General features: G+C 69.2%; 16 protein-coding genes. 1 reads left to right on the plus strand and 15 read right to left on the minus strand.

Features of this window, described 5'->3' with window-relative positions; translation table 11 throughout:
* Positions 1–48: 48 nt before the first annotated feature.
* From purN to RWH44_RS02340, 3 genes are all read right to left on the minus strand, one after another.
* Positions 49–648, minus strand: coding sequence for a phosphoribosylglycinamide formyltransferase (purN, locus tag RWH44_RS02330; protein ID WP_298871615.1), 600 nt, complete (start codon positions 646–648; stop codon positions 49–51).
* Between the two features lie 201 nt (positions 649–849).
* Complete coding sequence (locus tag RWH44_RS02335; protein WP_316003322.1) at positions 850–2322, minus strand: cell division protein PerM; 1473 nt, start codon at positions 2320–2322, stop codon at positions 850–852.
* Positions 2323–2500: 178 nt separating this feature from the next.
* Positions 2501–2938: a nitroreductase family deazaflavin-dependent oxidoreductase gene (locus RWH44_RS02340; RefSeq protein WP_103206611.1), complete on the minus strand. Its 438-nt coding sequence runs from the start codon at positions 2936–2938 to the stop codon at positions 2501–2503.
* Positions 2939–3017: 79 nt separating this feature from the next.
* Here RWH44_RS02340 and RWH44_RS02345 point away from each other — a divergent pair, with 79 nt between their 5' ends.
* Positions 3018–4469, plus strand: coding sequence for an NCS2 family permease (locus RWH44_RS02345; RefSeq protein WP_316003323.1), 1452 nt, complete (start codon positions 3018–3020; stop codon positions 4467–4469).
* Positions 4470–4791: 322 nt separating this feature from the next.
* Here the strand turns inward: RWH44_RS02345 and sucD are convergent, their stop codons facing one another.
* The 12 genes from sucD to RWH44_RS02405 all read right to left on the minus strand — a co-directional run bounded on the left by sucD (position 4792) and on the right by RWH44_RS02405 (position 18103).
* The gene (gene sucD, locus RWH44_RS02350; RefSeq protein WP_316003324.1) at positions 4792–5694 is read right to left on the minus strand and encodes a succinate--CoA ligase subunit alpha; all 903 of its coding nucleotides are present in this window, start codon (positions 5692–5694) and stop codon (positions 4792–4794) included.
* 19 nt (positions 5695–5713) lie between these two features.
* A complete protein-coding gene (sucC, locus tag RWH44_RS02355) occupies positions 5714–6877 on the minus strand; it encodes an ADP-forming succinate--CoA ligase subunit beta (RefSeq protein ID WP_076674037.1) in 1164 nt (387 codons plus the stop codon).
* Positions 6878–7255: 378 nt separating this feature from the next.
* Entirely contained in the window at positions 7256–7666 is a 411-nt protein-coding gene (locus RWH44_RS02360) for a hypothetical protein (RefSeq protein WP_316003325.1), read from the minus strand.
* A 783-nt stretch (positions 7667–8449) separates the two neighbouring features.
* Positions 8450–10852, minus strand: coding sequence for a beta-ketoacyl-[acyl-carrier-protein] synthase family protein (locus tag RWH44_RS02365; RefSeq protein ID WP_316003326.1), 2403 nt, complete (start codon positions 10850–10852; stop codon positions 8450–8452).
* The gene (locus RWH44_RS02370; protein ID WP_298871594.1) at positions 10849–11829 is read right to left on the minus strand and encodes an aminomethyl transferase family protein; all 981 of its coding nucleotides are present in this window, start codon (positions 11827–11829) and stop codon (positions 10849–10851) included. Before RWH44_RS02370 ends, RWH44_RS02365 begins: the two co-directional genes overlap by 4 nt.
* 59 nt (positions 11830–11888) lie before the next feature.
* Positions 11889–13934, minus strand: a complete 2046-nt coding sequence (locus tag RWH44_RS02375; protein ID WP_316003327.1) for a GNAT family N-acetyltransferase — start codon at positions 13932–13934, stop codon at positions 11889–11891.
* Between the two features lie 9 nt (positions 13935–13943).
* Positions 13944–14390 carry a 3-hydroxyacyl-ACP dehydratase FabZ gene (gene fabZ / locus RWH44_RS02380; RefSeq protein ID WP_316003328.1) on the minus strand — a complete coding sequence of 149 codons (447 nt, stop codon included), beginning with the start codon at positions 14388–14390 and terminating at the stop codon, positions 13944–13946.
* Positions 14387–14671, minus strand: coding sequence for an acyl carrier protein (locus tag RWH44_RS02385; RefSeq protein WP_316003329.1), 285 nt, complete (start codon positions 14669–14671; stop codon positions 14387–14389). The genes fabZ and RWH44_RS02385 overlap by 4 nt, the downstream gene beginning before the upstream one ends.
* Before the next feature lie 22 nt (positions 14672–14693).
* Positions 14694–15431: an SDR family NAD(P)-dependent oxidoreductase gene (locus RWH44_RS02390; RefSeq protein WP_316003330.1), complete on the minus strand. Its 738-nt coding sequence runs from the start codon at positions 15429–15431 to the stop codon at positions 14694–14696.
* Entirely contained in the window at positions 15421–16329 is a 909-nt protein-coding gene (locus tag RWH44_RS02395; protein WP_316003331.1) for an ACP S-malonyltransferase, read from the minus strand. The genes RWH44_RS02390 and RWH44_RS02395 overlap by 11 nt, the downstream gene beginning before the upstream one ends.
* Positions 16329–17207: an ABC transporter permease gene (locus RWH44_RS02400; RefSeq protein WP_316003332.1), complete on the minus strand. Its 879-nt coding sequence runs from the start codon at positions 17205–17207 to the stop codon at positions 16329–16331. The genes RWH44_RS02395 and RWH44_RS02400 overlap by 1 nt, the downstream gene beginning before the upstream one ends.
* On the minus strand, positions 17204–18103 hold the full coding sequence (locus tag RWH44_RS02405; protein ID WP_316003333.1) for an ABC transporter ATP-binding protein: 900 nt from the start codon (positions 18101–18103) through the stop codon (positions 17204–17206). The genes RWH44_RS02400 and RWH44_RS02405 overlap by 4 nt, the downstream gene beginning before the upstream one ends.
* Between the last annotated feature and the right edge of the window lie 98 nt (positions 18104–18201).

Raw genomic sequence — 18201 nt, forward strand, 5'->3', positions numbered from 1 at the left:
TCGAGTCGGGTTCGATCGCGGCGGACGAGCACCCGCCGCATGGTCAAATCAGGCGGTTCGGGATGCCGAGGCGGCGAGGTCGAGGTCGCCCTCGGCGATGCGGCGCACCACGTCGATCAGCAGTCGTCGTTCGACGGGCTTGATGCGCTCGTGGAGGCTGTCTTCGTCGTCGCCGGGGAGCACGGGGATGCGCTCCTGGGCGAGGATCGGACCGGTGTCGACGCCGGAGTCGACGACGATGACGCTCGCCCCCGTCTGCTCGACGCCCGCGGCGAGCGCGTCGCGCACACCGTGCGCACCGGGGAACTCGGGCAGGTAGGCGGGGTGGGTGTTGATGATGCGCGGCTCCCACGCGGCGACGAGGTCGGCCGGCAGCAGGCGCATCATGCCGCTGAGCACGACGAGGTCGGGGTTCCAGACGGCGAGCTGCTCACCGAGTTCCGCCCCCCACTCCTCGCGCGTCGCGAACGAGCGGAAGGGAACGAGGAAGGTCGGGATGCCGAAGTGCTCGGCGTGCGCGAAGCCCTCGGCCTCGCGATCGGCACCGACCGCGACCACGCGCGCCGGGAAGTCGGGGGCGGCAGCCGCCTCGAGCAGGGCGCGGAGGTTGGAGCCGGCGCCGGAGATGAGGACGGCGACCGTGAGCACGGAGGTCAGTCTACGCAGGTGCGCCGGAGCCCGCCGAGCCCGGGCCCCGGGCTCGCGAGGGCGGGTTCCGGGAGACCCCGCCGAGCGCGGGCGCGGGGCCGGTGCGGACGGGTTCCGACGGGTGCCCGTGGCGCGCCGGGGCGCCCGGCCTCGACGCAGCGCGAGACGACGGAGCCGCTCCGCGCGTATCTCGGGCTCGGCTCAGCGGCGTTGTTCGTCGTCGCCCGGCTCGGCCCAGGCGGCGCGGATGCGCGCCCGCACCTCGTCGTCGCCGGCGGATGTGTCGGCGTCGTCGGGTCCGCCGTAGGCGCGGGGCCACACGTCGTGCGCGATCCCGGTGCCGGGGGCCGACGCGGCCGGGGTGGGACCCGTCGCGTGCTCGTCGCGGTCGAACGGCACCTGTTCGCGCGGCGTGAACGAGAACGCCGGAGAGTCGTCGCGACGCGGGGCGGCGACCTCGGCGCGATCGGAGCCGGCGCCGAAACGCGGGCTCAGCAGAAGGATCGCCAGCCCGACCAGCACCTCGAGCCCGAGCGCCAGGGCCAGCGGACCGGGCTGCGGGCCCGTGTCGGCAAGCCGGCCGGGCCCGATCGCCCCGGCGGAGGCCAGCGCGGCGAGCGCGCCGACCCCACCGGTCAGCACCGCGACGGCGAGGGCCACGATCAGACGCGGCGCGAGCGGTTCGGGCTCGACGGTCGACGGCATCCGTGATCGCAGGATCCACCCGGTCAGCGCACCGACGCCCACCGGCAGCAGCACGAGCAGCAGAAGCCACGACGACGTCGAGTCGGGCACCGCGCCCAGCACCGGGATGCCGGGGAGGGCGCCGACCTGCGTCGCGGCGGGCGTGACGGCGGTGTCGGTGCCGAGCGCGAACCCCGGCCCCGCCGTGAAGGCGACCGCCCACAGCACGAGGGTCGGCAGGTACACGAGCTGGCCGAGGGCGATGACGGTCGCGCCGATGCCGTCGGCGTTGCTGGCCTGGTAGAGCCCGATCACCTGGGTCGATCGCGCGATGAGACCGGCGACCACGACCACGCCGCCGACGGCGACGAGGCCGAGCGTGGTGAGAGCGAGCCCGCGCAGCACGAGCCCGGGCACGGGCGCCCAGGCGGCCGGCATCCGTTCGATCCGATCGCGGACGGCGTCGACGGGTCCGTCATCGCCCACCCGCCAGGCACCGATGACCGCGCCGATGAACGACGGGACGAGGAACAGCAGCGCCGGCAGCAGGATGGCGAGCCACGTCTCGGATGCCACGAGGTCGGCGTTCGCGGTGAGCGCGACGATGCTGGCCACCCCGGTGAACACCAGTGATCCCGACAGCCAGCCGGTGAGCGCTGCGCCGGCCTCCCCCGCGCGGACGCCCGACCGGGCGGCGAAGAGGGCTGTGAAGGCGGCGAACGCCAACGGGGCGAGCGAGAGGGTGAAGGTGGCGAACGACGGGTCGATGCCGGTGGCGGCGAGGTACGCGTCGGGCAGGGTCACCGTCACGGGGACCAGATGTCCGAGATGCCAGACGGCGGCCGAGGCCGGCCACAGCGCGCCCCAGTCGGGGGCTCCCAACCCGAAGACCCACAGCAGGGTGAGGGGGGCGAGCACGACGGCGATGCCGCCCGCGGCGGCCAGGACGGCGTCGAGAGCGGCCAGGAGGGCGACGAGGAGACGATGCATGGGCGAGTGCGACCCTACCCGCGCCGCCCCGGAGCGCCGCTGAGGCGCGGCGGCGATGCGCGTGCACGACGGGGTCCGCGGCGCTCAGCGGTGTCGAACGTCCACGACACGCCGCATCCCGCGCGGCGCAGCGGAGTGTCGTGGACGCTCGACAGGGGCGGCTCAGTCCCCGGGGGACTCAGTCGACCGGCTCGAGGACGAACAGCTCGATGCGCCGCTCGGTCTTCTTCTGGTACTCGTCGTAGTCGGGCCAGACCTCGGTCGCGTAGCCCCACCACTCCTCGCGCTCGGCACCCTCGGCCTGGTGCGCGTCGTACTCCTTCTTCACGTCGCCGTCCTGGAGGGCCACGCGGGGGTTCTTCACGAGGTTGTAGAACCACGCGGGATGCTCCGGAGCACCACCCTTGGATGCCACGACGGCGTACTTGCCGTCGTGCTCGACGCGCATGAGGGCGGTCTTGCGCAGGCCGCCCGTTTTGGCGCCGACGGTGGTGAGGACGATGATGGGAACGCCCCGCATGTCGGCGGACTCCTTGCCCCCCGTGGCTTCGAACGTCTCCGCCTGCTGGCGGGCCCATTCGCTGGTGCTGGGTAGATACTCTCCTGAGAGTGACATAGCTCACACGATACGTCGGCGTCTCCCCCTCCGGTCCAGACCCCTCCCCCTGTTTCCTCCCCTGTTTCCTGGAGCCTTCATGAGCGCTTCCGCTCCCGAGACCACCGCCGCCCCCGCCCCGAAGAACCGTCTCGACCGGTTCTTCGAGATCACCGCCCGCGGCTCCACCGTGAGCGCCGAGGTGCGCGGCGGCGTCGTCACGTTCGTGACGATGGCGTACATCGTCATCCTGAATCCGATCATCCTGTCGGGCACCCCCGACGTGGCCGGCAACGCCCTCGGGTTCCCGCAGGTCGCCGCGGTGACCGCCCTCACGGCGGGTGTGATGACCATGCTGTTCGGTCTGGTGACGCGGATGCCGTTCGCCTTCGCCGCGGGCCTGGGCATCAACTCGTTCCTCGCCGTCGGCATCGTCGGCGAGGTCACCTGGCCCGAGGCGATGGGCCTGGTCGTCATCAACGGCCTCATCATCGTGCTGCTCGCCGTCACGGGCCTGCGCCGCATGATCTTCGAGGCCGTGCCCCTGGCCCTGAAGACCGCGATCACCGTCGGCATCGGCCTGTTCATCGCCTTCATCGGCTTCGTCGACAGCGGCCTCGTCACCTCGACCGGCCTGAACTCGCCGCCGGTCGGCCTGGGCGTCGGCGGGTCGATCGCGACGATCCCCACTGCCCTGTTCGTGCTGACCCTCGTCATCACCGCCGTGCTGCTGGTGCGCAAGGTCAAGGCCGCCCTGTTGATCGGTCTTCTCTCCGGAACGGTGATCGCCGTGATCGTCGAGGCGATCATGGGCCTCGGCGCCAAGGCCGACGGCAACCCCGGCGGCTGGGGCCTGAGCGTGCCGACGCTGCCGTCGCAGTGGGTGAGCCTGCCCGACCTGTCGCTCGTCGGGCAGGTCGACCTCGCCGGATCCTTCGGCCGGATCGGCGCCCTCGCCGCCCTCATGCTCGTCTTCACGCTCGTGTTCACCAACTTCTTCGACGCGATGGGCACGATGACCGGCCTCTCGCGCGAGGCGGGCCTCGCCGCCCCCGACGGCACCTTCCCGCGCCTGCGATCGGCGCTGGTCATCGAGGGCATCGGCGCCGTGGCCGGAGGCGCCACCTCGTCGTCGTCGAACACGGTGTTCATCGAGTCGGGCTCCGGCATCGGCGAGGGCGCGCGCACGGGCCTGGCGAATGTCGTGACCGGTGGACTGTTCCTGCTCGCGATGTTCTTCACGCCGCTGACGAGCATCGTCCCGACCGAGATCGCCGCCGCGGCCCTGGTCATCGTCGGCGCGCTGATGATGGCCCAGATCCGCCACGTCGACCTCAGCGACATGTCGGTGCTGATCCCGGTGTTCCTCACCGTCACCGTCATGCCCCTGACGTACTCGATCGCCAACGGCATCGGCGCGGGCTTCGTCAGCTGGGTGCTGATCCAGGCACTGTCCGGCCGCGCCCGGCGGGTGAGCCCGCTGCTGTGGATCGTCGCCGCCGGCTTCGTCATCTTCTTCGCCCGCGGTCCGGTGGAGGCGCTGCTCGGCTGAGCGTCGCGCTCTTCGGGGGCCCGGATGCCACGGCATCCGGGCCCCTTCTCGTCGCTGCCGCGGTGGCGCGTCGCGCCCCGAACGGCGAGAAGACCCGAGATTCCCCGGATGACCCGCCATGGCGATGAATCGCGGGTGGTCTCGGAAGACCCGCATCATCTCGGCGCCGGGGTCCGCCCGTCGGCCGCCCAGCCGCCGCGGTGGCCGCGAGAGCCTGCGGTCCTGCGCGGGTGGCGGACCGCCGCGCGGGCACCGGAAGCGCGGCCCCGGGCACGCGAAAGGGCCCGGATGCCGTGGCATCCGGACCCTCAGAAGCGGAACGTCAGAGCGCTTCGATGATCTCGCGCATCAGCGACGCGGTCTCGGACGGCGTCTTGCCGACCTTGACGCCGGCGGCCTCGAGGGCCTCCTTCTTCGCCTGAGCGGTACCGGCCGAGCCGGACACGATGGCGCCGGCGTGGCCCATGGTCTTGCCCTCGGGAGCGGTGAAGCCCGCGACGTAGCCGACGACCGGCTTGGTGACGTTGGCCTTGATGAAGTCGGCGGCGCGCTCTTCGGCGTCTCCGCCAATCTCACCGATCATGACGATGGCCTTGGTCTCGGGGTCGGCCTCGAACGCCGCGAGGGCGTCGATGTGCGTGGTGCCGATGACCGGGTCGCCGCCGATGCCGATGGCGGTCGAGAAGCCGAGGTCGCGCAGCTCGAACATCATCTGGTAGGTCAGGGTGCCCGACTTCGACACGAGGCCGATCGGTCCCTTGCCGGTGATGTTCGCGGGGGTGATGCCCACGAGGGCCTCGCCGGGGGTGATGATGCCGGGGCAGTTCGGGCCGATGATGCGGGTCTTCTCGCCCTTCGACTTCGCGTAGGCCCACGCCTCGGCGGTGTCGCCGACGGGCACGCCCTCGGTGATCACGACGAGGAGGGGGATCTCGGCGTCGATGGCCTCGACCATCGCATCCTTCGTGAAGGCGGGGGGCACGAACGCGATCGACACGTCGGCGCCGGTCTCGCGCATGGCCTCTTCGACCGAGGCGTAGACGGGGAGCTCGACGTCGTTGCCGGCGGCATCCTTGTGCGAGACGGTCGTTCCGGCCTTGCGGGCGTTCACGCCACCGACGACCTGCGTGCCGGCCTTGAGCATGAGGGCGGTGTGCTTCGTGCCTTCGCCACCGGTGATGCCCTGGACGATGACCTTGGAGTCCTTGTTGAGGTAGATCGACATTTCTCTCTGTCCCTATCCCTTACGCGTTGGCCAGTTCGGCGGCCTTGTCGGCGCCCTCGTCCATACCGGCGGCGAGGGTGACGAGCGGGTGGTTGGCGGCGGCGAGGATCTCGCGACCCTCTTCGACCTGGTTTCCGTCGAGGCGGACGACCAGCGGCTTGGTCGCGGTGTCGCCCAGGATCTCGAGGGCCTTCACGATGCCCTCGGCCACGGCGACGCACGAGGTGATGCCGCCGAAGACGTTGACGAAGACGCTCTTGACCTGCTCGTCGCCGAGGATGACGTCGAGGCCGGCGGCCATGACGGTCGCCGAGGCGCCACCACCGATGTCGAGGAAGTTGGCGGGCTTGACGCCGCCGTGCTTCTCACCGGCGTAGGCGACGACGTCGAGGGTCGACATGACCAGGCCCGCGCCGTTGCCGATGATGCCGACCTGACCGTCGAGCTTGACGTAGTTGAGGTCGTGCTGCTTGGCCTTGGCCTCGAGCGGGTCAGCGGCGTCCTTGTCTTCGAGCTCTTCGTGCTCGGGGTGACGGAAGCCGGCGTTCTCGTCGAGCGAGACCTTGCCGTCGAGGGCGATGATGTCACCGTCTTCACTCTGGATGAGCGGGTTCACCTCGACGAGAGTGGCGTCCTCGCCCTTGTAGACGTTGAAGAGCTTCACGAACACGTCGGCGACCTTGGGCGCCAGCTCGTCGTCGAACTTCGCGGCCTTGGCGATCTCGAGGGCCTTCTCGGGGGTGATGCCCTCGAGCGGGTCGACCTCGACGCGGGCGAGCGCCTCGGGACGCTCGACGGCGAGCTCCTCGATCTCCATGCCGCCCTCGACGCTGGAGAGCGAGAGGTAAGAGCGGTTGGCGCGGTCGAGCAGCACCGAGAAGTAGAACTCCTTGGCGATGCGGGCGCCGGCGGCGACCATGACGCGCTTGACGACGTGACCCTTGATGTCGAGACCGAGGATGGCCTGGGCCGCCTCGAACGCCTCGTCGGGGTTCTTCGCGACCTTCACGCCGCCGGCTTTGCCGCGGCCTCCGGTCTTGACCTGAGCCTTGACGACGACGACACCACCGAGCTTCTCAGCGGCCGCCTTCGCCTCCTCAGGGGTGTCGGCGATGATGCCGGCGAGCACCGGCACCTCGTACTTTTCGAACAGATCACGTGCCTGGTACTCGTAGAGATCCACGGACAATCCTTCGCTGGGCGATCGGTGGTGGGAGGAGGCGAAAGTCTCTCGATATCAAGAGATCTGCGCCAATCGTCCACCCTACCGGACGGGGGTGAAACCGCCCGACCCTTGTCCCTTCGATGGGAGGGGGTGCGGATGCCGCTGTGCCGGCGGAGCGAGGTGTGAGCAGTGCGACGCGACGATCGACTTCGCGCTCACGTGCCCGCCCGCGTCGTGACCTGATCCGTCCGCTCGCTCCGCCTCGGCCGCGCCGGCTCACTTCTCCGGACTCCGCCCAGCGCACCACGTCGCTTCGGCCTGCGAGGTTCGTTTTTTGAGCCGCGCCGTGAGGCACGAGATGACCGCTTCGGCGAGAGGACCCCCGGGCGTCGAGCCCTATTGGCCGGTCGCCGGGGCACCGCCCCCGCAGCCCTCGGCAACCTTTCGCCCCGGCAGAGGACGCTGCCCGCACCACGAGACGACGATGAGCACGAGGGCCCCGCCCGACAGCAGGCCATCGGCGATGCCCGCCGGGAGCATGAAGATCATGAGAACGAGGGTGACGAGGCACATCACCGCAGTCACGACGAGACCCCATAAACGGTTCCGAAGAATACCGACACCCCCGAGAACCCGAAGGACGCCGAAAATCCCGCTCATGACCATGAGGAGATAGAGGTTGTCTTGGAAGTATCGCAAGGCGAAGTGGAAGTGTTCGCCGATTCCGCTCTCGTCTACGTCCAGCATGACGAGGACCGGCATTGCGAGGAAGGCTCCGACCTCCATCACCGCTCCCTGCGCGATCACGAGCCACGCCGCGACGCGATACTGCGCACTCAGTCGACCTCCGTCATCGAGCAGATCCCGCCCGGGGGGCTGCGGTCGTGCAGTCATGGGAGGAGAGCCGAAGTGGATTGCCGCATACCCGGATGCTAGGGACTGCTCATCTCGTTCCCCCTCGTCGCCTCGCCTCACGCCGTTCATTCCGCGATTCCCCCGCGCCACCTTCATCCATGGGTGAGATGGGCGGGGAGCGCACCTCACTCCCCGGAGAGCATCGCGCGAGATCGGCGCGACACCGCCAGCGACCAGACGTAGCCTCCGTTCGACTCGGATGAGTGAACCCACCAGGATGCGTCGGCGCTGAGCTGCCACCCCGAGCCCGTCGCGAAGGGAATCGGGATGAGGTCGACCCCGAGGAGGGGCACGGGACGGGTGGCCTTCCAGATCGCCTCGGCTTGAGTCCATTGTCGAGCGCTGCGGATGGGCGATGCGCACCACCGACTCGCGGCGCGGAAAGCGGCAGGCCGCTGACGGTCGGTCCGCTCGACGTCGATGCCGCAGGGGAACGCGGATCGACTGACCATCGCACGACCCGGAGTTGCCGTTGTACTCCAGTGCATTCCGCATCCCGGACACACCCACCGTCCGCTCGCCGCGGCGTGGGGTCTACAACGCCCTCCACCCTCGCAAGGCGTCACCTTCACGATCTCTCGCAGGACGCGTGAAGCAGACGGTTCGAGCAATCGGCCGAGCGCGTCGGTTGGAGAGGGACGGGCCTCGACGGACCACACCGCCGCTTTCAGACCCTCAGGCGTCGCGAGACCGAACGACGACGGACTGATAGCTGCCTCCCACCTCGTACGACGAGACGATCGCCCGCCTCGGTAGTGAACGGCCCGGGCTCGCTCGCGCTTTTCGATCGAGGGCGCCGTCGTCCGTCTCCTCGCTCATCCAGAGCGCGTGAGCGACACCGAGCAACGCCGACGAGGCCCCCGCGTCGCCGAAGATCTCCTTGGGTGCCGAGAGGACGGCCGAACTCAGACCGGCATCCCGGACCGCCGTCGTCTCGGTGTCGTCGATCGCAGCGCGACCGCACGCCGCCGAGACGACGACGTCCACGTCGCACGCGGCGACTCCTGCGTCGACCAGAGCACTCCGGAACGACCGCGACCAGCCGTCGCTCGAGGCCTCGAGTCGTCCCGGGCCACTCGCGTCCCCGGTCATGCCGAATCCCTCGATCCATCCCATCGTCTTTTCCTGCGGAGCCGTCGCGGCCGCCTCCAGAAGAACGGCCACGCCGGCTCCGCCGAAGACCTTGCCCGAGTTCCGGAACGGGAGACAGCGTTCCCGCGAGAGGAATCCATCGATACGCGCGTGCGCCGCCAGCATCGCCACGGGCGCCTCGTCCGCCGAGAGCACCATCATCCGGTCCGCCGCTCCGCGCTGGATAAGACGGGTGGCGAAGTGAAGCGCGGAGATGCCGGACGTCCCGCCCGCGCAGATCGTGGCCGTGGGTCCCTGAAGCCTGTTGAGCAGGGCGACGTGGCCACCGGCCGCGTTCATCACGGTATTCGGGAAGAGACGCGTGTTGCCGGACCCTGTCTGGATGAGTTCTCTCTGAAAGGCCTCCACCGTTGACAGGGGGCCCGTTCCGGTGGCGAAAATCAGCCCCGTCCGCGAGGCTTCGTCGCGGCTCAGCTTGCGCTCGCGCAGCAGGTCCGCCACCACGACCGCGGCTCGGCGTCCGAGATTGTCGATGCGTCGCAGCATCTGCGGGTTCACACCGCGCGTGAGGTGCTTCTCCGGGATCTCCGCAACCGGGAAATCGCCATAGCCCTCCAGCGTGACCCGTTGCGTTCCGTACGCCGGCTTCCACGCCCGGAGGAGGGCTCGCACGTCGGCCGAGTCTTTCGCATCCGCCGCGATGGCTGCGGTACCGGTGATGACGACGGGGCGCTCCGTCGACGCAGACGACTCCCCCCGAGCAGCGGGGTCGTCGCGGGTGAGCAGAAGGGATGCGTTGTTGCCGCCGAACGCGAAGGAGTTGGACAGCGCCGCTGACAAAGCACCCGTTCGTCCAGCCGCGGGGACGATATCGAGGCCATGCGGCGCGTCCATCGCATCGGGCGGAACGACCGTCGGGGGGAACACGCTGTCACGAAGCGCGAGCACGGCCGTGACCGCTTCCACGGCTCCGGCAGCGCCGAGCGTGTGCCCGATCATCGACTTGGTGGAGCTGAGGGGAGGCGGGTCGGACGGACGCAGCTGAGCGATGGCCCGCGTCTCCGTGCTGTCGTTCGCGGGTGTGCCCGTGCCGTGTCCGTTCACGTAGTCGACATCGTCGGGCGACAATCCGCCCATGTCGAGCGCGGCTCTCATCGCGCGAAGCGCACCCCGCCCGGTGGGATCCGGAGCGGTGGGGTGGTGCGCGTCCGCGCTGAGGCCATAGCCCCGGACCACGGCGAGAACGGGGATGCCGCGCGCCTGCGCCAAAGCCAGCCTCTCGAGCACGACGACGCCGGCCCCCTCGCCGAGGTTGAGACCGCTGCTGCGCGTGTACGGGGCGCAGTGCAGGGGGTCCAGCGCCTCGAGGCAGGAAAAGCCGCCGAACGAGAAGTAGGCGAGAGGATCGACCCCTCCCGCGATCACGACATCCGCGTGCCCGCTCTCGATGAGTTCCACGCCGTAGGCAATGGCGACCGCCCCCGCAGCGCATGCATTCGACTGCACGGTTCGAGCTCCGGTGTAGCCGAATTGCTCAGCGATGTAGTCCGCGACCGAATGGAGAGGATATTGGCGGAGGAGGCTCGCGTCCGCACGTCGCAACCCCTCTTCGAGCCACTGGCGGTGAAAGGCCTCACCGGAGCGTGCGCCACCCAACGATGTACCGAACGAGATGCCCACGCGCTCCGGTGCATAGTCGGCCGCCGCGAGACGGGCACCGGCGACGGCCTCCTCGGTCGCATCAAGCGCCATGGCATGGCATCGGTCGACCCTACCCCGCCCGGCTCGGCGCGGCACAGCGGCCTTCCAGTCGGAACCCCCGGGCAGTTCCCCCGCGAGTTGCGAGATGAAGCCGTCGGCGTCGACCGACGTCACACGGGAGATGCCGGAAGAACCTGCTGCGATGGCGGCCCAGCTTCGCTGGGCGTCGAGGCCGACAGCCGCGAGCAACCCGACCCCGGTGACGGCGACGTCGGAGGCGATCATCCGATGGTCTCGGTCCAGGAGACGGGCTGGACCGCCGGCCGCGACACTGTTCGGATCGTCCGACCGTCGGCGGTCAGCTCCAGCCCGGGGACGTCGAAGGGGGTATCGAGCAGGGCGAGGGCATAGCCGCCCTCGCCGTCGATATCGGCCGCGCAGAGATGGATGCGACCCACCGTCACCCCGCCGGCCTCGACCGCGCTTCCACGCTCGAGGGAACGGGTCGCTCGAACGGCAACGAGTCGGCGTTCAGGCGGGACGGCGTGACCGGCTCCACGGTACGGGTCTTCGCGACCGACACCCGCCGCCCACCCGGCCCCCGCCTCGGGCACGGTGATGCCGTCGAACTGGTCGGGCACCACCGGATGGTTCACCTCGATCCGCGCCCGGAGGAGAGCCTCGGGGCCGACGAATGCACCCCCGACCTGGGCCAGTCGGGGCCGGAAAACGTCCATGAGCACTCCCGGGCCCACATTTGCGACGACGACGTACCCGTACTCGGCCGTCGTGCCGGTTCGCGCGAGAAGCGCGACCGACGCCCCCGGGATCTCGACGGGCTGCCATTCGTTCAGGAGCAGGGTCGCGATATCGTCTGCGGCGAGTCCACCGACGACTTCCCACGAGCGGGGGCCCTCGATGGCGAGGACTCCCCAGCCGGTGAGGACGTCGACCGTCACATCGTGGATTCCGAGCGAGAGCGCGACCGCGCGCATGTCCTCGCCGGCATCCGGGCGATGCTCCGAAATCACGAGGGTGCGGTCCTCATCGAGAACGGCGAGCACGAAGTCCACGACCCGGCCATCGTCATCGAGCACGAGCGAGTCGACGACCGATCCTGGTTGGGCGAACTCGGTCGGCCGGGCGATGACGTGCGACAGAAGGGCGCCGCGGCCCGCACCTCCGATCGAATGGATGGTCGTGCCGCGCGCGTAGGCGCCCGCGGTTCGACGAAGCGAGAAGTACTCCGAGCTCGTGGACATGATTCTCCTTGAAAGGTCGTCGGTCGAGTTGTCTGCGTCTGCGAAGGGGACGACCGCGGTCATGACGCCTCCCACCGGAAGCGCCACACCGTCGCCGTGGGCTTCGAGGAGAGTCGCGAGTAGGCGGCGATCAGCACGCCCTGCGGGGTGGAGCGGATCAGAATCTCGGGAGAGGCTCCGCACACGGGTGCGAGGTGAAGCCACCCCTGGTCCATCTGGAAACCCGCTTCCCGCGTCCACGTGCGCCACGGTCCCGGGGACACATCCAGGTCGACCCGCCCACCCGCCGCGTCTGCGACCGCGACCCGCTTCACCTTGGCGAGCATCAGGAAGACGACGGCCTCCTGCTTGCGTTCCTCGGCGCGGGCGCTCACCCGCAGGCCCAGATCGGTGGTTCCCTCGAACGTCACCAGGGACCATCCCGCCTCGTCGCATTCTCCGCCCGCCTGAAAGGGGACCCGGGCGTCGTCCGTCGGCCACACCGCACCTCGATCGCCATCCGTGCGATCCGGTTGTGCGCACACCCAGAGCGCCGTCGAGACTGTCGTGAGTGGACCGATCGACCGCCGGGAGGGGAACGGCGACGACACCACGGTGAGGCTGTCGCGAGTCCACTCCACGAGCCCGGCGTCCGGCGCCACCGTGAGCGTTCCTGCGTCCGTCGTCGTACGGATGACGTCGGCCAGGGCGCGCCGCGAGCGCCGCCACGTGTCGATCACTCGACAGTCGCTTTCCGTCCATTCGAAGGCGGAGCGCGCGGCCGCCGTCAACGCCAGGTCGTACCCCGCCGTCCCCTCGCCCGAAAGGCGGACCAGGTGCCCTCCCTCGAGCCGTATCCTTCGTCCCCGAAGACGCGTCGCCGCAACGGTGATTCCCGAAAGTCCGTCGCTCCAGACGACCTCAGCGCCATCGGCCGGCCAAGAGCTCGTCGCGTCAGCGGCCGCCTCGAAGTCCACGCGATCAACGGGCCACCGCCCGCGCACAGCGTGGGCGGAGTGCACCTCCGTGCCGTCGCGCAGGAGAGTGAGGTGCGCGACGCGCAACCCCAGGCGGGGGTAACTCACCACCTCGCTCGCGTCCCGACTCGTCGCTGTCACCCGTACCCCGGACGGGAGGAACTCCACGACGCGCTCCACGTCGCCGTCGTCGATGCGCCAGCTGTCGACAGCCATGTCGACCACCACGGGACGCGAGAGCGGTCGCCGCGGACCCGCGGCCGACGCCCCTGCGACCGGATGCGGGTCGGCGACAACGGGACCGAGGTGAGCCGGATGCGAGACGACGAGGGCACCTCGGTCATCGACGGCCACCGTGAAGTCCCCGACCGCCCTCGACCTCGTGACACGGGTGCGATGCGCACCGTCGTTGTCATCCGGCGGCACGAAACCCGGTGCCGGGGAATCGTTCACAGAGAGTGCCACAAGCGCGGCGTCGTTCACACGGCCGGTCGCGCTGACGAAGAGGCCGGGAAGCTCGAACTCGTAGCGGATCGCGTCGACGCCCTTCGGACGGCGGACGATTCCACTGTTGACGGATTGTGCGCGGGAGCTCCGGATGGAGCGCCAGTTGCGCTGACCCCCACCGAGCGATCGACCTGTCCAGGTGGCCGCATTGTTCATCAGATCAGCCGTCACCCCGGGGAGCACACTGACGAGCTCGACGTAACCGTCCTCATCCGGGGTCATCCCGTCGAGGGCTCTGAACCCCACACGGACGTAAAGAGGAAACGCGCGGGTGTTCGCCGGGTCGACCTCGACACGCAGACCCCGGACTCCTGAGGCGACCAATCGGTCGAAGGAATCGGTGAAAAGGCGCCCCGCCAACATGCCCGTCCGATGGCTCGGCGCGATCACGAACATCCCCGCGAAGAGCTGACCCGCCGGGGCCACCCGACGTCCCGACATCGCCGCGTAACCGATGGTCGCGACGATCTCACCTCGCTCCTCGGCGATCAGGAAGAGACGCACGCCGCGCTCGTGGAACACGCGTCCGAGGACGGCACCCGTCGTGGCGTCGCCAGGCGGGCCGTAGCCGTTCCGGACGAAGAACGCGGCGACTCGGTCGAGGTCGTCCTCCCCGGTCGGTTCGCGGATCTCTGCGGACACGAGGTGCCCTCAGCCCTGACCGCGGGCGATCGCCAGAACGCCGCTCGCGACGACTCCACCGTCGACGGTGATCTCGACGGCGAACTCGGTCAGCGCGCCGATCGATGCCCCCGCTCGCGCCGTGATCTTCATCTGGTCCCCCGGGACGACGAGCGCGCGGAACCTGAACCGCTTGATCGACGCCAGATATCCCAGGACCGGCCCCTGCTCGTCGGACGAGCCGATCAGCCCGCACAGCTGCGCCGCGACCTCGATCATGTGGACGCCCGGGTAGATCGGGTTGCCGGGGAAGTGGCCGGCGAAGACCGGGTCGGAAATGGAGACGTTCTTGGTTCCGACCGCTGAGACCCCGACCTCGAGGTCATCGACACGATCGAGGAGCAGGAGAGGATGCCGGTGCGGAAGCCGCCGTGAGACGTCGACGGGCCCGATCGCGGCCGCGCGTCGAGCCCTCACGGAGTACGCGCCTGTTCGATGAAGTCGGCGATGGTGTTGATCGAACCGAACACGTATTTGTCATCGTCGGTGATGTAGACACCGAAGTTCTCATCGATCAGACTCACGATCTCCAGCGTGTCCAGCGAGTCCAGTTCGAGCCCACGCCCGAAGAGGGGCTGATCGTCGTCGATGAGCATCACGTCGATGGGGAGCCCCAGTCCCTCCGCGATCAGTCCCTTGACCCGATCGTTCACTGCCCGTCGGGCGGCTGCACACTGCATCACTTCTTGGTGTTCCATGTCCACTCTCCGTGAAGAGGTCTCAGGCGGTCAGTCCGCCGTCGACCGAGATGATCTGTCCGGTGATGTACGAAGCGTCATCGCCGAGGAGGAACTGCACGAGGGATGCCACTTCGCGCGGTTGCGCCATCCGACGAAGGGGTACCGCGTCGACGAGCCGCGCGAGATCCCCTCGCGGCATCCGACGGACCATCTCCGTGTCCGTGAAGCCGGGCGCGACCGCGTTGACCCGAAGTCCGGCAGGCGCACCCTCCCGCGCGAGCGCCCGGGTCATCGCGTTGACCGCACCCTTGCTCGCGGCGTAGTTTGCCTGACCTACCTGGCCCCGCAAGCCGGACACGGAACTCATGAAGACCAGGGAGCCCCCGGTCCGCCGCATTGCCTTCATCGACTCTCGAGCGACGAGGAACGAACTCGTCAGATTCGTCTCGACGACGGTGTTCCACGTTGCGAGCGACATCATCGGCGTGAGCCCATCGCGGGTCACTCCAGCGTTCGACACGACTCCCGCCAGTCGAGGATGTCCGACGCGGACCTTGCGGAACAGCTCTCGGACATCCGCCTCGGAGGACACATCAGTCTGCATCGCCGACGCCGAGCCCCCGCGGTCCGCCACCGCCTGCACGACCTGCTCGGCTTCGTCGGCGGCACGTCGGAAGACCACGACGACGTGCCATCCCGCGTCGGCGAGCGTCTCGACGCACGCTCGACCGATGCCACGGGAGCCACCCGTGACGACGACGCTCCGCTCAGGCTGCATGAGCTGCGTTCCGGAAGCCGTCGTCGACGATGGTCGCGCCCTTCGCGACGGCCTCCCCTCGCCACAGACGGGTCAGAGTGTGGCCGTTGCCGAGGATGACGGCACGGCATCCGCTCTCGTTCGCGACCGCGGTGACCAGATCCCATCGCACGGTTTCGCGCACTCCATGTCGCACGTCCTGTTCGATCTCTTCGGCTGTACGGAGGAGCCGCCCCGAGAGGGCCGAGAGCAACGGCGTGCGCGGCTCACGGAACGGCAGGGCCGCCACTTCCGAGGCCCATCGCTCGACGATCGGATCCATGAGCGAGGAGTGGAACCCATGGCTCACGTCGAGGAGACGACAGCGCGAGCCGAATCGCGCTTGCGCTTCGGATATCGCTTCTCGCGGCCCGGAGAGGACGATCTGCCGCGCGCTGTTGATGCAGGCGATGTCCAGCCCCGACGATGCAGCAGCGCGGGCGAGGTCGTCGCGAGCCCGGTCGGAGGTGACCGCGACGGCGAGCATGGCCCCCGCGCCCGGAGCCGAACCCATCAGTTGACCCCGGGCGCGCGCGAGCCGGATGCCGTCGACGAAGGTGAGGGATTCCACGACGATCGCCGCGGCGAGCGCCCCGACGCTGTGGCCCGCGACCCATCGCACATCGGAGGGAGGGCGAGACACGGCCTGCCACGCCCGCATCGCAGCGACGGCGAGCAGAACGATGGCGGGCTGGGCGTACTCGGTCGCGGTCAGGGCGTCGGCGGAGGTGCCCCACATCACCTCCCGCATGTCGAAACCGAGCGCGTCCGCGGATTCATCGAAGGTCGCTCGCGCGGCGGGGTGCCGAGCGAGGAGCTGTCTTCCCATTCCCAGGGTCTGACTCCCCTGGCCGGGGACCGCGAGAAAAGTCCCGTGCATCAGCGGATCCGCCGAGCAAGCTGACGCGCCCCCAGGGCAGCGAACACGACGAAGACCGCGACCATGACACCGGCTGCGAAGCTCGCCGTGACATCGAAGTCGCCGACCTTCGCCGAGATGCCGTAGAACGTCTTGACCGCGTCCACCGCCGGACCGGTGTCGCCGGCGAGTGCTGTCAGCGCCTGCACGGTCATGGGCTCGCGGATCAGCATCGCCGACTGCGCGAACGGGAGCGCATTGATGCCGTTCACGATGGCATCCGGGAGCGTGCCCACGGGGATGTACGCCCCTGCGAGGAAGCCGATGACGGTTCCCACCACGGTCGACAGCGCCGCGAAAGCGCCGGAACTGCGCAAGAAGGTGACGACGAAGCTCGACAACGCCGCGAAGGCCAGGCTCGACAGAGCGACGTATCCGAGCGTCTCCCCCGCCTCGCTCGCGGTCATGATCGAGTCGCCCTGCGTGAGGAGATAGACCTGCCCGAAGACCAGGATGACCAGGGTCATGGCGAGCGAGATGAGAAAACTCGACAGAAGGTACCCCAGGATGAGCTCGACGCGGCGGATGGGCGATACGAGGAAGTCGCCGAAGCGTCCGCTCGCTCGGTCGTCGACGAAGACCGCCAGGGCGGCCAATGCCGTCGTCAGGGTCGTGATCATGGTGATCCCGGCGAATACCCACGCATTCACGAACCAGTGGATGTCCCCGGTCTCCGCGTTGGGAAAGCGCTCCGTCAGATTGTCGACCTGCAGATTCCCGAGGAAGAGCGCATACAGCGCGATGAGGATCAGCGCGGACAGGAGTGAGAAGAACACCCCGGCGCGGTCGCGGAAGAACAGGCGCAGATTGCGGCCCGTGAGGATCGAGACCGTTCTCATGCCGCCCGCCCTCCGGTCACGTTCAGGAAGACGTCGTCCATCGTTCCGTGGCGGAACTCGAAGTCGGTGACCTGTGGCGCCTGAATGAGCTCCCTCGCCTGCTCCACCCGGTCGACGGGTACGCGCACGACGTCGCCGCTGTGCTCGCCGACGACGTCCCGCGCGTCGCACTCGGCCAGGAAAGACGAGACGTCGGGCGTACGTACGGTCAGCACGCTGCGGCTGAAGGAGGACCGGAGGTGGGCCGGAGTTCCCTCGGCCATGATCCGTCCATCGGAGATGATGCACACCTGATCGGCCCGTTCGGTCTCCTCCATGTAGTGGGTCGTCAGGAAGACGGTCGTCGAGTGGTCTGTGCGCAGCTGGCCGATCGCCGACCAGATCTGCTCGCGCGACTGGGGGTCGAGGCCCGCGGTGGGCTCGTCGAGGAAGACGACGCTCGGGCGGTGGACGATTGCGCGCGCGATGTCGGCTCGGCGCTTCTGTCCGCCCGAGAGCACGCCGTATCGACGATCCAGGAAGTCTTCGAGGCCGACGAGCTCCGCCAACTCGCCGATCCTCGCCGAGGCCTCGCGCCGCCGTAGCCCGTAGAAGCCCGCTCTGATCGCCAGGTTCTCTCGGACGGACAACAGCGGGTCCAGGAGCGATTGCTGGAAGACGGCGCCGATCACCTCGCGGACCCCGTACGGGTCTTCCACCGCGTCACGGTCCTGCACCTGGATCGTGCCGGAGGTCGGACGCAGGACCGTCGTGATGCAGCCGATCGTGGTGCTCTTGCCTGCGCCATTCGCTCCGAGGAACGCGAAAAGCGATCCCGTGGGTACATCGAAGGACAGATCTCGAACGGCCTCGAACGTGCCGTAGCTCTTGCGGAGGTGTTTCACCTGAATGGACATGAAGAGCTCCCGCTCGCTATGAGGTGTGACAAGAGACCGAGGACCGGCGGTCGCGCCGCGCGCGAGGGCACCGGCATCAGTCGCCTCGCGAGGTCGGG

This window comes from Microbacterium phycohabitans (assembly GCF_032464935.1).
Classification (GTDB): domain Bacteria; phylum Actinomycetota; class Actinomycetes; order Actinomycetales; family Microbacteriaceae; genus Microbacterium; species Microbacterium phycohabitans.